The sequence below is a fragment of the Sinorhizobium sp. P24N7 genome (assembly GCF_042436655.1).
Classification (GTDB): Bacteria; Pseudomonadota; Alphaproteobacteria; order Rhizobiales; family Rhizobiaceae; genus Sinorhizobium; species Sinorhizobium meliloti_A.
Window position 1 is genome coordinate 96,789 of record NZ_JBHMIW010000013.1, and the last position, 14,971, is coordinate 111,759.

The window sequence follows — 14,971 nt, forward strand, 5'->3', positions numbered from 1 at the left end:
TTCTTGACCCCGGCAGGAGGCAAATAAGATGCAGGAAACAGTTACGCTTTCGGATGCGGCGGCCAGACGCATTGCCGCAATTCTCCAGGCGGAGAAGGACAAGAGCGCGATGCGCGTCTCCGTCGAAGGCGGCGGGTGCTCGGGCTTCTCCTACAAGTTCGATTTGGTGGACGCCGCAAATGCCGACGATCTCATCCTCGAAAAGGACGACGCCAAAGTCCTGATCGACAGCCTGTCGCTGGTCTATATGGGCGGCTCGGAGATCGATTTCGTCGACAATCTTCTCGGACAGTCGTTCCAGATCAACAATCCGAACGCGGTCGCAAGCTGCGGGTGCGGAACGAGCTTTTCGATCTGACGCCTCGCGCCACATCGTTATCGATTCCAGGACGTTAGAGCGGGATGCGGGCGGAAAACCGCGCACGCTTTTCCTCATCCAGCACTAAAGATAGGGCGATCCGAGCCAGAGCAATCGGTTTGCCAGCCGGTTTACGAGCGGCTGCGCGCGGAGCCCCGCAAGGGTCACTTCATCCGCGGTCGCGCGTATGGCGCAGACCTTTTCGCCGATTGCGCGTGCGAAGGCTTCGTCGAGTATTTCGAGGTCGAACTCGAAATTGAGGCGCAGGGAGCGAGGATCGAGATTGGTCGATCCGACATAGACCCAGCGATCGTCGATGACCATCAGCTTGGAATGGTTGAAGGCGCCCTTTGCCCGCCAGACGCGGCAGTGACCTTTCAGCACCTGGTCGAACTGTGCCGTCATCGCGCGGTCGACGAGTGTCAAATTGTTGACGGAGGGCACGACGATGTCGACCTCGACACCCTTCCTCGCCGCCGTCACGAGCGCGCTGATCAATTCCTTGTCGGGCAGGAAATAGGGCGACATCAACCGGATATGTTTTCGCGCCATCGAAAAGGCGCCCATAAGCATCTTGTGATTCGTCTCGTTGGTGTTGTCAGGACCTGAGGGAACGGCCCGCATCAGCACCGATCGCACGTCCGGCTCCGCGGGAAGGTCGGCCAGCCGCCAGCCATCGCCTGTCAGTACCTCCTCGCTCGAGAACTGCCAATCTTCCGCAGCAACCTGAAAGATATCGGCGACAACGGGTCCCGTAACGCGGAAATGCGTGTCGAAAGAAGCAGCCTTTCCTGCGATTTCAGCGGCAAAGCCCGCACGGATGTTCATGCCGCCGGCGAAAGCGACCGTACCGTCGACAACCATGATCTTGCGGTGTGTCCTGAGATTGGCATAGGGCAGCCGCAGGCCCATGATGATATTGCCGTTGAAGACGGCGGTCGGCACGCCTCCTTCCTTCAGATAGCCCACAATGGACGGCACGGAATAGCGCGCACCCACGGCATCGATCAGGACGCGCACGGCGACGCCGCGTTTCACTGCGGCGATCAGGGCATTGGCGAAACGCATGCCGATGGGATCGCGGTCGAAAATGTAGCTCTCGATGAGAATGCTGCGACGGGCGGACGCGATCTCGTCGAGCATCGCGGCATAGACCGCGTCGCCGCCCTCGAGCATGGTGATGTGGTTTCCCGCCGACATCGTGAAGCGCGCAACGCGGTCTCCAAGCATCTTCATTGCCGCGAAACGCTGCCCGAAACGGGCCACCACCTGATCATGCGTGACATCGAAGCGCCCGAACGGGTCCCGCTCGGTCGAGCGCAGCAGCGAACGCTGCAGGCCGATAGACGAGCGGCGCATCCGATTGATGCCGGCGACCGCGTAGATGACCGCACCGATGACCGGTGAGAGCAGCACAACCCCGACCCAGCCGGCAGCCGCACGCACATCGTCTTTCGTCATCGCCGCATGGATGATTGCCGGGACGCCGAGGACGACCGAAAGCAGCGCCAGAAAATGCGGCCAGTAACTCTCTATGAACGCGATCATGCGCGGGACTATAGACGGACGCGGAGCGGAATCAATTCGGCTACTTAAGGGTGAAACCTAACGTGGGGAAGAAGCGGAAGATGCGCCGGACCGCGGCCGCCCGATCCCGGACCCAAATGGCGGATCCCGGATTTGTCAAAAGAATTTCCAGCCGCTAGAACCAATCGACCGAACGGACTCAAATGTCATGAGAGGCAAGGCTGCCCAATGAAGATTGCCACATGGAACATCAACGGCGTCAAAGCGCGTCTCGACGGCCTCGTCGGCTGGCTTAGGGAGTCGAACCCCGACATCGCCTGTCTGCAGGAGATCAAATCCGTCGACGAGACATTTCCGAGAAGCGAGATCGAGGCGCTCGGCTATCATGTGGAGACGCATGGACAGAAAGGCTTCAATGGCGTTGCCCTGCTCTCCAAGATAAGACCGGACGAGATCAATCGAGGATTGCCGGGGGACCCTGCCGACGAACAGTCGCGCTTCATCGAAGGCGTGTTCTCCGTCAATGGCGGAGCCCTTCGGGTCTGCTGCCTCTATCTGCCGAACGGAAATCCGGTAGAGACGGAAAAATACCCCTACAAGCTCGGATGGATGCGGCGTCTGGCAGCCTTCGCGGAACAGAGGCTCGCCCTGGAGGAACCGCTCATCCTGGCCGGCGACTACAACGTCATCCCGGAGGCGCATGACTGCTGGGACGTCAAGGTCTGGCGGAACGACGCTCTCTACCTGCCAGAGACACGTGCCGCCTTTCGGCGGCTGCGCAACCTCGGCTTCACCGACGCGGTGCGCGCGACCTCCGACGAGGCGCCGCTCTATTCGTTCTGGGATTATCAGGCCGGCTGCTGGCAGAAGAATTTCGGCATCCGCATCGATCATCTGATGCTGTCGCCGGAGGCGGCCGACAAGCTCGTGTCGACCTCTATCGAAAAACACGTCCGCGCCTGGGAAAAGCCGTCCGACCATGTGCCCGTAACGGCTGAATTCGCGTTCGCGACGACCTGAGGCGAGGCGAGCTTTCCTGCCCTGCGGCCGCCATCCTCGGGTCAGGCCGCACAGGACCTCAATCGTCGTCGTTCTGCAGATGCATGTTCTGGGACATGGTTATCGCCACCCGGCGATCGTCTTCGGTGGCGAGCGAGAACGCCTGTTCCTGCATCGCCTGAAGCCAGGGCCGGTCCTTGGGAGAACATTGGCCGAGCGCCGCCGTCATGTATGCGAGACCGCGAGCGGTCTGACCTTCCTGGAAAATGACGTTGCCGAAAACGCCCATGGCGCCGGCATGACCATTCTTGCGCGCCCGGTTGAGCCATTTCTTGGCCTGCTGGACATTGACGCTTCCGCCCTCGCCCGAAAGCAACATGCGCGCGAGCTGGAATTGTGCTTCCGCCACGCCGAAGGTGGAGGCCGCCTGGAAATACAACTGCCTGGCCTGCGACAGGTCGGACCTTACCGGGGTGTCGGGAATGCCGCGCCGGTAGTAGCCGGCAAGCGAAATCAATGCATTGACGAAGTAGCCCGTATCTTCCGAGCCCGGCTCGACACCCTGTTGTGCGATTTCGCTGTAGATCTTGAATGCTTCGAGATCGTTCTCCGCGACACCATCGCCATAGGCATACATATTGGCGAGCGCCCAGCGAGAGCCCGTGTGCCCCTTTTCGGCAGCATATCGATAGGCCTCGACCGCTTCGTCTTTCCGGCCGCTCTTATAGGCGGAAAAACCGAACTTGAAGAGCGCGAAGGGGCCGGACTCCTTGGTCACGCCGGCTCCGGGATCGAAAGCCCGTGCCGGCCCGGCCGCGGTTGCGCCAACCGCCAGCGACATGCCAAGCACCGCAACCCTAAGCGACTTCAATTCACCCGCGCGCATAACAATCAGTTTCTTTCGTTCGAGCCGGCCACGCCGACCCCATCACCGTCGCGAAGATGCTGCACATACTGGCTCCTGCGCCCACCGGTGCTCCGGCTGCGCGCCTGAGGCCAATTGCTACGGGATGTCATGACGGCACACAAACTCACTTCACCTCAACGCGGGCATGGAACTCGACTAGCCTTCGTCCCTATATCGCTGCTCTCATTTTGTGGCGGGAAATGGACATAATCGACCCGGCCCGGATAGTAGCAAACCGTAGCAGGAAATGTGTTGCTGAATCGTCACATTCACAACCGCTTATAAGCGTGGTTACCAGACATAAAAAAAGGCCCGGCGGAGACCGGGCCTCGAGCAGTGGATTTTAGGAGATCAGAACCTGACCTTCAGCGATGTCGAGATCGCACCGACGAAGTCATTGTCGAAGTCGTAGGAGACATCGCCGCCGATCGTCTCCCCTTCGAAATCAACCGGACCGGAACTGCCGCTGGTCAGGATACCGACGACGCCGGCAAGACGGATTTCTACATTCTCGGTCGGCGTATAGGAAACGCCTGTGCCGAGCGTCCAGGTATCGGTCTGAGCCCCGTAGCCTTGGCTTGTTCCACGATCCCAGGTGAGGCTGACTGCACCGCTCCATTGATCGTTGAACTTGTGGCCGATGCCCCCGGTGACGGTCCAGCCATCCCGGTAAAGGAGATCGAGGCTGGTGCACGGCGTAGTAGGCGATATCGTCGCAGGGCAGAATGTTACAACCTGCAACTGACTCCAATCGGTCCATTTGATGGAGCCAAACGCCAACCACCCGGGGGCAATGCCGGATTGAACCTTGAGTTCAAGCGAATCCGGCATCGAGGCCGAACCCCGAACGTCATATTTGGTGCCGGTGATCAACGGAGGACCGACCGGGAAAGGGTTCGGAAACGCAAGCTGACGCAGATCGATGAAGCCTGAAAGATCATCCAGATCTACAGCACTGTTGTACACCAAGCTCGCCCGCATAGCATATTCAGGAATTTCGTATGCAACGCCGGTGCGCCAACCCCATCCGCTGTCTTCCAGCTCGAGACGACCGACGCCAGAAAAGGTCGAAAGCGGAAACGGCGCGAAGGTGTAATCCTGCACGAGTCGCTCTTTAAAGCCGCCCACTTCCTGATAGAATCCACCGCCAATAACCCGGAAATAGCCAGGTCCCATTTCCCACTTGTAGGAACAGGTGGCCGCATAGTTGTCGCTCTCCACCTTCGTCTCGATGTTGTTGTTGGCACCGGCCCAGTTTTTGCCGGGGTTGGTATGGGCGCCCCAAGGCTGCGAGTAGTCCGCCATACAGTCAATACTGTCACCCAAAGCAGCCTTAACGCCGATGCGGGGCGCCCAATAGCTCTCAGTGTCGTCCGCGGTGCTTGGACGATAATTCAGGTTTCCGCCACCAAATGTCCCTCCGAGAATGTCCGTATTGGCGGTATCGGTGTCCTCGACATTCTTCAGCTTACGTTGCGGATTGACATAGGTCGCCGTCGCTTCGGCCGCATAGTCCGACGGGTCGAACAAGAGATCGATATTATAGCCGCTGCGCTCGAGCCCTCCCGCCTGCGCAGCCGAGGCCACGAGCACCCCGGCCACCGCAGCCAGAACACCCTGCTTCAATCCAATTCGAGCCATCAAGCTCCTCCCCTGCATTCCAATTCTGCGGCCATCCGCCTCGAGGCCGCGCTTGGGGGAAGTATCCTCACGATTGCGTGAAATGGCAAACTGGAAGCCCCTGAGCCGACCGGGCGAGACCGGTCATCGGATTTACGTAAGAATTCCCACTTCTCGCCACAATTCGGCCGCTAATAGAATTTCTTTTCCCGAAAGACCGCGATTTCATCAACCGATGGAATTAAATACTACCAAATCGCGGTGTGTGACGCTGTAACAACATCATGGCTTTTTACACGACGCCCTTGCCAGACACCATTGAAACGCCGGCAGCTAAAACCCATGCGTGCATTGTCGATCGCCCCACCTGCGTTGCCGCCGAGCCAGACCAGGAACCGATTCGCCGCATGGGTCAGAAATTGGAAAATCCGCGGCATTGCTGCCGCGGATCGTGTCTGCCTTCGAGTTTGTCTCGCAGATGAAAAGCTACCCGGCTTCCGTAACGCGGGACAAAGCAACGCCGAGCGAGTCTCTTTGCAGGTCGAGTTCGACCAGCCGCTCGCGCTCGGCCTCGACCAGTTCAGGCTTGGCATTGGCGACGAATTTTTCGTTGGCGAGCTTGCCGAGGATCCGTTGCCGCTCGACGTCTACCTTTGCGATGGCCTTTTCCAGACGCAATTTTTCGGCCGCGAGATCGATGAGACTGCCGAGCGGAAGGCAAGCCGTCGCTTCGCCGACCACGATCTGAGCGCTGCCGCGGGGCGCCACTGACGCGCGCTCGATATTCTCCACTCTCGCCAGACGCTTGATCGCAGAGGCGTGCCGGTCGAGCCGCTCGCTCGTCAGCGCCTTCGCCCCGACGATGACCAATGGAGCCATCGCCGCCGGAGGGACATTCATTTCGGCGCGAACCGAACGAATGCCGGAAACGAGATCGATCAGCCAGTTGATTTCGTCTGCAGCCGCGTCATCCGCATAGAAGGCGGCCGGCCATTCGGCATGGCAAAGGAGCGTCGTACGCTCTCGCCCGGGGCCGGTCGTCTTTTCCCAAAGCTCTTCCGTCATGAAGGGCATGAACGGATGCAGCAGCTTGTAGATCTCATCCAGGACATAGGCCGTGCAGGCCTGGGACTCGCGCTTGGCCGCTTCATCGTCGCCATTGAAGACAGGCTTCAGGAGTTCGAGATACCAGTCGCAGAACTGGTTCCAGACGAAGCGGTAAAGGGTTCCCGCCGCCTCGTTGAAGCGGTAATCTTCGATCGCCTCGCTCACGTCGCGGATGGTGCGCGACAATTCCGTCAGGATCCAGCGGTTGATCGTCAGCGACGCTGCCTCGGGAATAAAGCCGTCGCTGCTTACTGCCCCGTTCATCTCGGCAAAGCGGGTCGCATTCCACAGCTTGGTTCCGAAGTTGCGGTAGCCTGCTATCCGGGCCGGGTCGAGCTTCACGTCGCGCCCCTGAGCCGCCATGATCGCCAGCGTGAAGCGCAGTGCGTCGGCGCCGTATTCGTCTATGAGCTCCAGCGGGTCGATGACGTTGCCCTTGGACTTCGACATTTTCTGCCCGTTCTTGTCACGGACGAGCGCATGAACATACACCGTGTGGAAAGGCTCGACAGGTGTGCCGTCCGCATCCTTCATGAAATGAAGACCCATCATCATCATCCGGGCGACCCAGAAGAAGATGATGTCGAAGCCGGTTACCAGCACATCGGTCTGATAATATTTGTCGAGCTCCGGCGTCTCCTGCGGCCAACCGAGCGTCGAGAAGGGCCAGAGCGCCGAGGAGAACCAGGTGTCGAGGACATCCTCGTCGCGCGTCAGTATCTCACCCGGCTTGAAGTTTTCGAGCAGGTCTTCGACATAGGCCTTCATCGGTCCTTCATGGGCGATGTAATGCTGAATCGCCGCGTGCAGCGCTTCCTCCTCGTTTCGTTCAACGAAGATCTGCCCATCGGGACCGTACCAGGCGGGGATCTGGTGGCCCCACCAGAGCTGGCGCGAAATGCACCAGGGTTGGATGTTCTCCATCCATTCGAAATAGGTCTTTTCCCAGTTCTTCGGGACGAAATTCGTCCTGCCTTCCTTGACCGCCGCAATCGCCGGCTTCGCCAAGGTCTTGGCGTCGACATACCATTGCTCGGTCAGGCGCGGCTCGATCGGCACGCCGCCGCGGTCACCATGGGGCACCATGTGCTTGTGAGGCGCGATGTGATCGACGAGCCCGGCCTCTTCGAGCATCTCGACGATAAGCTTGCGCGCTTCGAAGCGATCCTTGCCCTCCAGTTGATCCCAGGCGCCGTGCAGCGCCGCCGGGTGGTCGAGCCCCTCGAGGAAATCCTCGTTGTTCTTGATCGTTATCCGGCCGTCTGCCGTGAGAACGTTGACCTGCCGCAGTCCCCTGCGTTTTCCGACGTCGAAATCGTTGAAGTCGTGCGCAGGCGTCATCTTCACCGCGCCGGTGCCGGTCGTCGGATCCGGGTACTCGTCGGCCACGATCGGAATGCGGCGGCCGACGATCGGCAGAATGACGTGCTTGCCCACGATACCCTTGTAACGGGCGTCATCGGGGTGCACGGCAACGCCGGTGTCGCCGAGCATGGTTTCCGGACGCGTCGTCGCGACGACGAGATAGTCGCGCGCCTCCCATTCCGTCGCATTGCCTTCCTCATCGAAGGCGACGGGATGCTGATAGGTCACGCCCTCTTCGAGCGGGTAGCGCAGATGCCAGAGATGGCCGTTGACCTCGACCGGCTCGACCTCGATGTCGGAGATCGCGGTTTGCAGCTTCGGGTCCCAGTTGACCAGACGGGTGTCGCGATAGATGAGGCCTTCCTTGTAAAGGCTGACGAAGACCTCGATGACCGCCTCGGACAGCCCCTCGTCCATCGTGAAGCGCTCGCGCGACCAGTCGCACGAGGCGCCGAGCCGCTTCAATTGATTGAAAATCAGGCCCCCGGATTCGGCTTTCCACTCCCAGACCTTCTCTATAAAGGCCTCGCGGCCCATATCGCGGCGGTTCGGAAGCTGACGTTCCATGAGCTGGCGCTCGACGACCATCTGGGTCGCGATACCCGCATGGTCCATACCCGGCTGCCAGAGCACATCCTTGCCGCGCATGCGCTCGAAGCGGACCATGATGTCCTGCAGCGTATTGTTGAGCGCATGGCCCATATGGAGCGATCCCGTCACGTTCGGCGGGGGGATCACGATCGTGAAGGTCTCCGCCTCCGGCTTCGCGTTGACACCGGCGCGAAAGGCATCCGCTTCGTCCCAGGCCTTGGCGATCTTCGGTTCTACCGCTGCGGAATCGTAGGTTTTATCAAGCATTCTTTGGCCGATTTCTGGAGATTGATGTCAGCGTTTGTAAACCGGAAGGCCCGGGGCAAGTCAACCTGAACGGGGAAAAAGCCGCAGCCATCGTGCATGCCGCTTCCATCTTAGATTACTTCCGGGAAAAGTGTGTAACGCTTTTCTGTCCGGACGTGCGCAGGTTCGAATGCGCTACTGGGGAAAAGAGCTCGGCGAGTTTCCTGAAATCGTCCACGGGCGGCAGACGCAAGTCGGGCACGTCTACCGTTTACGTCAGCGCCGGGGCCCGCGTGCCACGCGCTCGATTTCCTCGCGCACCAGTCTTTCGACCAATGTCGGCAAGTTGTCGTCCAGCCATTCCTGCAACATCGGACGCAGCATCGCCTCGGCGATCTCGTCGAAGGAACGCCGGGGTCCGTTCTCGACGGCATGTGCCAATTCGTCGAAAGCGCGCGCAACCTGACGGCTGACAGCCGGGGAAACGATCGTTCCAGGCGTGCCTTCCGGCTCCGTTGCCTCGTCCGAGGCCGCATGCGCGGCCGCCGACACATCCCCGGCCACAGGAGCCGACCCGGCGTCCGCTGCCGCACTCGCCGGGATGGCCGAAGAGGGAAACGCAGCGATGCGGGATATCATCGCCGGACTGTCCGCTGGCGACCGCGCCTCCTCGCCTCCTGCTTGATCCCTCGGAACCGTATGCACCGCCTGCCGCTCCGAAGCGGCCCTCACCCTTGCCGCGACATCGGCAAGCGAAAGCGGTGCAGACGACGCTACCGGCGCGTCGGTACGGTTATCGACCGCCGATGGTGACGTCCTGACCGAGGAGAATTGGTCGTCGGCGGATCCGAACGCATCCGCTTCGACCTCCGGATCCATCGACAGTTCGACATCGTCGCGGGCGCCGTCCTCGAAGCTCTGCTGCGCGGAGGTTCCGGCCGGACCAGGCTCGTTACTCTCGATGATCTTGCGAATGGATGCCAGAATCTCATCCATCGAAGGTTCACGTGCGACGTTGAGCTGCGCCATTTCAATCCCCGTTTGCTGCGGACGAACACGGAAAAGCCGCTCCGTGTGCCGATTCGAACAAACCTTAAGTGAGTTCGCCGACGAAACAAACGCCGCGAATCAGCTCGGTAAATTCTTGCACAGATTTGTTTTTTTCGGCAGGGGCAATGGCACTTGCGCCCTAAAGCCCGTTGAGATTCGGGCCACCCGCCGCTTGTTTGATTTCCCCATCCCTGTGCGCGTCACAGGAATGAGGACGGGGATGTGCGAAGCGGGACGGGACACTGTCCACGGGCGTGACCGGCGAACTTCCGCGCCGCCTCGATATCTTCACGGTTTATGAAGCGCGCCGAGGGGCCGCACCCTCTCCGTCCCCATCCTTGTGCTCGTCACAGGGATCCAGCAGCGCCGCGTCTGCGGCGCGGGAAGAGTCCTTTCAGCCCAAGGACTTGGGCTGGCTGGATTCCTGTGACGAGCAAAGGAATGAGGGACCGGGGATGTGCGAAGCCGGACGGGACGCTGTACACGGGCGTGACCGGCGACCTTCCGCGCCGCCTCGATATCTTCACGGTTTATCCAACGCGCCGAGGGGACCGCACCCTCTCCACCTCATCCCTGTGCTCGTCACAGGGATCCAGCTGCGTCGCGTCTGCGGCGCGGGAAGAGTTCTTTCAGCCCAAGGACTTGGGCTGGCTGGATTCCTGTGACGAGCACAGGAATGAGGGCCGGATGTGCGGCTGCTACAACTTTCGCTTGCGAATTGCGAGGAATGATCAGCCTGTGACGCAATGAAAGGTTACGTCTTACGCCGAGGGGCCGCACCCTCTCCGCCTCATCCCTGTGCTTGTCACAGGGATCCAGCAGCGCCGCGTCTGCGGCGCGCGAAAAGTCTTTACAGCCCAAAGACTTAGTCTGGCTGGATTCCTGTGACAAGCACGGGAATGAGGAAATCAAACAAAACGCGGCGAATGTCCCGTATCTCAACAGGCCTTAGCACAAAACGCCGCGACCCTCGGGGACGCGGCGTTTCGTGTCGAATTGGCTAAGGGCCGTCTAGCGCCCGTCGACGGTGCGCAGGCCGAACCACTTGTCCTTGACGGCCTCGTAATGTTCCTCGGCCCGATATTCGGCCACCTGCAGGCCCTGGCTCCTGACTGTCAGGTGGCCCATTGCGGCGAGCAAGGCATAGCTTGCAACCACCGCATCGCGTTGCGCGCCCGCCAGCGACTCCTGCGCGTCCAGCACGTCCTGCTGCGCGTCGAGCACGTCCAGCGTAGTGCGCTGACCGACCTTGCGCTCTTCGATCACGCCTTCGAGCGCGAGATTCGCTGCGGAGATCTGCGACCGGCTGGCCTTGATTCGGGCAAGTGCCGATTCGAGCTGCGCATGCGCCGATACGACGGTCTGCTGCACCGAGGCCCGCTCGGAGTCGACGAGGATCCGTTGCTGCCCCAGAATTTCCTTGGCCTGGCGAATCTGGCCGTATTCCGCACCGCCCTGATAGATCGGAACTTCGAGCCGAGCAGTGACGCTCGCCGTCGTGTCATCAAGTCCCAGATTACCGGCATTACCGGTGTTACGGCTCACGGCACCCTGGAGAACGACGCCCGGCAGCATCGTGCCTTCCGCCGATTTCACCTGGTAACCGGCCGAATCGACGGCATATTGCGCCGCCAGGATTCGCGGGTTCTCGCGCAGCCCCGTCGCCACGGCCTGATCGAGGGACCTCGGCATGGCCTTCGTGGCCGGTCCAGGCTGTCTGATGCCGGTCGGCGCTGCGCCGACGATCTGCACATAGACCGCTTCGCTCTGTTTCAGCTGCGCGATTGCAGCAACGAGCAGCGACTGGGCGTTGGCGAGTTCGGCTTCCGCCTGGCTCACATCCGTCCGCGTGCCTTCGCCCACATCGAGGCGGGCCTGTGCGGCGCTCAACTGTTCCCGAAGGAAGGCGAGGTTCTGACGACGAATGGAAACGACCTGCTGATCGCGGGCTATGTTCGCATAGGATTGCGCGGCCGAAAGAAGAATCTGGATCTCATTGGCCTTCAGCGTCTCGCGGCTCGAAAACACCTCCGCTTCGGCCGCCCTGACATTGTTCAGGGTCTGAAATCCATCGAAGATCGTCTGCGTGATGGAAATCCCGACCTGTCCGGAATGAAAGTCGCGGGTGCCGGTCCGTTCGGCGTCGACCCGTGAGAGCGTCCCAGTCGCCGACGCGGAAACCTGCGGCCGGTAGCCGGCCTTCGCAATCGGAACCCCTTCATCGGTCGCGCGCAGCCCGGCGCGAGCGGCGTTGAGATCCGGGTTGTTCGCATAGGCCTTGGCCATCGCCCCGAAAATCGTCTCCGCGAGAACGGCGTGGGGCGCGAGCAGCACACTGGTCGAGACAGCCGCCCACAAGGCTGCTTTGCGGACAATCGACACCATCTTCCCTCCGATCAATCGGGGCAGCGTCGCCACCCCGCATTTTTCAGCAGGCCCTTTGGCGGCCTGCACAAACACTGCAGTGAAGCCCCGCGCCACCCATGGCGGGCAAATCACCGCTTCCAGGCTCTTTTGAACTCCGGATTCGGGTCTACGACAACTGCGCACCGACCCTCTGCACGGCCATTTCAAAAAGAAACAAATAATACGTTGCCGATTGGCAACATTGCAGTTTTCGCTTCAACACTCATATGTTGAGCTACCTCAATAAGAGGCACATCAAAAAACAAAAGAACGGTTGCGGCGGAAGCCGGGAAGCGGCTTCACGGCGGTGTTGAAGTCAGCTCGCTCCGACGTCATGCCCGATTCGCGCACGTAAAGTTTCGCACGAGATGCGTTACCAAAACCTTCCACGACCACGAGCCGGCCTCCGTCGCGAAGCTGCTCGAACAGCTCGGCAGGGATCATCTCGACGGCACCGTTGATGAAGATGACGTCATAGGGCGCCTCCGCCGCGTACCCCTTGGTGAGATCGCCGCTCACCACGGCGATATTATCGTAGCCGAGGCGTGCCAGCGTCTCCGTGGCCGTGGCGGCCAGGGCTTCGTCGCTCTCCAGCGCCACGACGGAACCGGCGAGAAGCGACAGCAAGGCAGAGGCGTAACCTGTCCCGCAGCCGATTTCGAGGACCAGATCCGAGTTGGAGATCTCCGCAAGCTGGAGAAGTTTCGCCAGCGGCGACGGCTCCATCAGGTAACGCGGCTGGGGACCGCCGACGAGCTCGATATCGGTGTCGATATAGGCCAGCTCCCGCATCTTGGCAGGCACGAACTCCTCACGCGGGACCGACAGGAAAGCAGACAGGACTGAATGGGAGGTCACATCCGTGGTCCGGATCTGATTGTCCACCATCTTGATGCGGGCTGCTTCGAAATTCATGATATTGCCTCGTGTCGGAATGGGCGCGGCGCCGGGAAGATCGTGCGTTCGGCGGCCGCTAGCCCGTTGCCTGAAGCGCGAAGCGCCGTATTGATGCGTCGCGCCTCAGGTTGTTGTCTCTGTGCCTGTCGTCGGTCCGAAACCGCTCCGCGCTTTCGGACACATTCATAAAGCTCATAGATCGCCGCACGGCCGGTTTCAAGCGACTGCGTCTCCGTGCACGCAAAAAGGCACCGCCAGCCCACATCGGAACTGGCGGCCGGGCTATCAGGAACCTGCCGAGACGAGGATGCGGACGGAAAACCGCTAGCGGGCGGGAGCGGCCTCCAGGCCGACGAGTGCGATCTTGCCGTAGCCGGCATTCTGAATGAGGTTCATCACCGTCATCAGTTCGCCGTAGTCGACCAGGCGATCGGCGCGCAGAAGCACGCGCGTATCCGTGTTGCCGCCGGTTATCCGGTTCAGCTCGGAAACGAAGGCTTCGCGAGGCGCCTCTTCATTGCCGATGGCAAGCGTGAGGTCGGCTTTCAACGTCACGAAGACCGGTTTGTCGTCGCGCGGCGTCGGCTTTGCGACGGATTGCGGCAGGTCGACCTTCATGTCGACCGTCGCGAGCGGCGCAGCCACCATGAAGATGATGAGCAGCACGAGCATGACGTCGATGAAGGGGGTGACGTTGATCTCGCTGTTCTCGTCGAGATCGCCGCCGCTCTCGGAAATTCTTCCAGCCATTTTCGCTTATCCGATTCTGGCGATCGAGTCGGGGCCGTGAACGAAGCCGTCCTGGCGGCGCGGCGGCGCTCTGCGGGCGTGGCGATGATCGAGATCGCGGCTTACCAGTCTTTCGACGGCCGCCGCCGCATCTGCCAGGATGAGCTTGTACCCCCCGACGGACCGGGCAAAATAGTTGTAGATCACCACCGCCGGTATTGCCGCGACGAGACCGATCGCAGTCGCCAGCAGCGCCTCGGCGATGCCCGGCGCAACGATGGCGAGGTTGGTCGTCTGCGCCTTGCTGATGCCGATGAAGGAATTCATGATTCCCCAGACGGTACCGAAGAGGCCGACGAATGGACCGACTGACCCGATGGACGCCAGGATCCCGGTACCGGCACTCATCCTTTTGCCGGCGCGAACTTCGATACGCGTGAGCAGAGAGGAGACGCGTTCCTTGACACCTACTGCCGGCGCAAGGTCCAGAACGGCGTCCGAGCGCGTCATTTCGTCGACCGCTGCGGCAATCATCTCCCCAGCCACGCCAGCGCGGCGCTCGAGCTTTGGCTGCACGTCGGCGAGACCATTCGCGGAAACGAGGGCCGCCACGGCGCGCTTGAGGCGTGACTTGGCATATATGAGCTCCAGCGTCTTCACGAGGAAGATCGCCCAGGTGGCGACGGAGGCGAGCGCCAGAGCGACCATCACCGCCTTTACGACGATGTCGGCAGCGAGAAACATGCCGACCGGCGAAAGATCGTGCGGAAGCACGGGATTTGCTCCCCCCGCCGTTGCGTCGCCCACCGCTGCCTCGGCCGGCGCCGGTGGCACGCCCGGACTATCGCCGCCGGGAAGGTCTGTCGCCGGCGGCTGCGCGTCGACCGAAACGGACGAGGGCTGTTGTGCGGTCTGCGCGAGGCCGGTCGCGACCGGGCCGGCAAGGAAAACAGTCAGCGTTGCCGCCAGCAACATGTTCAATTTCGGCCGGATCCGATCAGACATCTCGTTCCTCGTTTTTCCGTATTCGCCCGAGCGTCACGGGCCTGCAATCGATTTCAACAATCAGGTAGGCGCGGGATGCAAACCGCGGCCGCTCGCGCCCGCCCCTGTCGGTGAAGCGCTTTCGCAACGCTCTTTACGACAAACAATGGCGGGATGACAAGATT

11 protein-coding genes are annotated in these 14,971 nt (G+C 61.0%); 2 read left to right on the plus strand and 9 right to left on the minus strand.

Going from position 1 to position 14,971, the window contains the following annotated elements; all coding sequences use genetic code 11:
- Positions 1-28 precede the first annotated feature (28 nt).
- Positions 29-358, plus strand: a complete 330-nt coding sequence (gene erpA / locus ACFHWW_RS22385; RefSeq protein ID WP_018097738.1) for an iron-sulfur cluster insertion protein ErpA — start codon at positions 29-31, stop codon at positions 356-358.
- An 84-nt stretch (positions 359-442) separates the two neighbouring features.
- On the opposite strand, the gene ACFHWW_RS22390 is transcribed toward erpA, so the two are convergent.
- Positions 443-1,906 carry a phospholipase D-like domain-containing protein gene (locus ACFHWW_RS22390; RefSeq protein ID WP_275598004.1) on the minus strand — a complete coding sequence of 488 codons (1,464 nt, stop codon included), beginning with the start codon at positions 1,904-1,906 and terminating at the stop codon, positions 443-445.
- A 207-nt stretch (positions 1,907-2,113) separates the two neighbouring features.
- Here ACFHWW_RS22390 and xth point away from each other — a divergent pair, with 207 nt between their 5' ends.
- Positions 2,114-2,905 carry an exodeoxyribonuclease III gene (gene xth, locus ACFHWW_RS22395; RefSeq protein WP_379940888.1) on the plus strand — a complete coding sequence of 264 codons (792 nt, stop codon included), beginning with the start codon at positions 2,114-2,116 and terminating at the stop codon, positions 2,903-2,905.
- 58 nt (positions 2,906-2,963) lie between these two features.
- Here the strand turns inward: xth and exoR are convergent, their stop codons facing one another.
- The 8 genes from exoR to exbB all read right to left on the minus strand — a co-directional run bounded on the left by exoR (position 2,964) and on the right by exbB (position 14,807).
- Positions 2,964-3,770: a two-component system ChvIG regulator ExoR gene (exoR, locus tag ACFHWW_RS22400; protein ID WP_003534542.1), complete on the minus strand. Its 807-nt coding sequence runs from the start codon at positions 3,768-3,770 to the stop codon at positions 2,964-2,966.
- Between the two features lie 372 nt (positions 3,771-4,142).
- The gene (locus ACFHWW_RS22405) at positions 4,143-5,432 is read right to left on the minus strand and encodes an OmpP1/FadL family transporter (protein WP_275598005.1); all 1,290 of its coding nucleotides are present in this window, start codon (positions 5,430-5,432) and stop codon (positions 4,143-4,145) included.
- 465 nt (positions 5,433-5,897) lie between these two features.
- Positions 5,898-8,741, minus strand: a complete 2,844-nt coding sequence (locus tag ACFHWW_RS22410; protein ID WP_275598006.1) for a valine--tRNA ligase — start codon at positions 8,739-8,741, stop codon at positions 5,898-5,900.
- A gap of 255 nt (positions 8,742-8,996) precedes the next feature.
- The gene (locus ACFHWW_RS22415; protein WP_275598007.1) at positions 8,997-9,749 is read right to left on the minus strand and encodes a PopZ family protein; all 753 of its coding nucleotides are present in this window, start codon (positions 9,747-9,749) and stop codon (positions 8,997-8,999) included.
- A 1,032-nt stretch (positions 9,750-10,781) separates the two neighbouring features.
- On the minus strand, positions 10,782-12,155 hold the full coding sequence (gene tolC / locus ACFHWW_RS22420; protein ID WP_275598008.1) for an outer membrane channel protein TolC: 1,374 nt from the start codon (positions 12,153-12,155) through the stop codon (positions 10,782-10,784).
- Positions 12,156-12,431: 276 nt separating this feature from the next.
- Positions 12,432-13,091 (minus strand): protein-L-isoaspartate O-methyltransferase, encoded by a 660-nt coding sequence (locus ACFHWW_RS22425; protein WP_275598009.1) that lies wholly within the window; start codon positions 13,089-13,091, stop codon positions 12,432-12,434.
- 306 nt (positions 13,092-13,397) lie between these two features.
- Positions 13,398-13,823 (minus strand): TonB system transport protein ExbD, encoded by a 426-nt coding sequence (exbD, locus tag ACFHWW_RS22430; protein WP_018097747.1) that lies wholly within the window; start codon positions 13,821-13,823, stop codon positions 13,398-13,400.
- 6 nt (positions 13,824-13,829) lie between these two features.
- Positions 13,830-14,807 (minus strand): tonB-system energizer ExbB, encoded by a 978-nt coding sequence (gene exbB / locus ACFHWW_RS22435; RefSeq protein WP_379940892.1) that lies wholly within the window; start codon positions 14,805-14,807, stop codon positions 13,830-13,832.
- Positions 14,808-14,971 lie beyond the last annotated feature (164 nt).

Coding starts and splice junctions, on each gene's coding strand:
- erpA (WP_018097738.1), top strand. CDS start 29: ATGCAGGAAACAGTTACGCTTTCGGATGCGGCGGCCAGACGCATTGCC.
- ACFHWW_RS22390 (WP_275598004.1), bottom strand. CDS start 1,906: ATGATCGCGTTCATAGAGAGTTACTGGCCGCATTTTCTGGCGCTGCTT.
- xth (WP_379940888.1), top strand. CDS start 2,114: ATGAAGATTGCCACATGGAACATCAACGGCGTCAAAGCGCGTCTCGAC.
- exoR (WP_003534542.1), bottom strand. CDS start 3,770: ATGCGCGCGGGTGAATTGAAGTCGCTTAGGGTTGCGGTGCTTGGCATG.
- ACFHWW_RS22405 (WP_275598005.1), bottom strand. CDS start 5,432: ATGGCTCGAATTGGATTGAAGCAGGGTGTTCTGGCTGCGGTGGCCGGG.
- ACFHWW_RS22410 (WP_275598006.1), bottom strand. CDS start 8,741: ATGCTTGATAAAACCTACGATTCCGCAGCGGTAGAACCGAAGATCGCC.
- ACFHWW_RS22415 (WP_275598007.1), bottom strand. CDS start 9,749: ATGGCGCAGCTCAACGTCGCACGTGAACCTTCGATGGATGAGATTCTG.
- tolC (WP_275598008.1), bottom strand. CDS start 12,155: ATGGTGTCGATTGTCCGCAAAGCAGCCTTGTGGGCGGCTGTCTCGACC.
- ACFHWW_RS22425 (WP_275598009.1), bottom strand. CDS start 13,091: ATGAATTTCGAAGCAGCCCGCATCAAGATGGTGGACAATCAGATCCGG.
- exbD (WP_018097747.1), bottom strand. CDS start 13,823: ATGGCTGGAAGAATTTCCGAGAGCGGCGGCGATCTCGACGAGAACAGC.
- exbB (WP_379940892.1), bottom strand. CDS start 14,807: ATGTCTGATCGGATCCGGCCGAAATTGAACATGTTGCTGGCGGCAACG.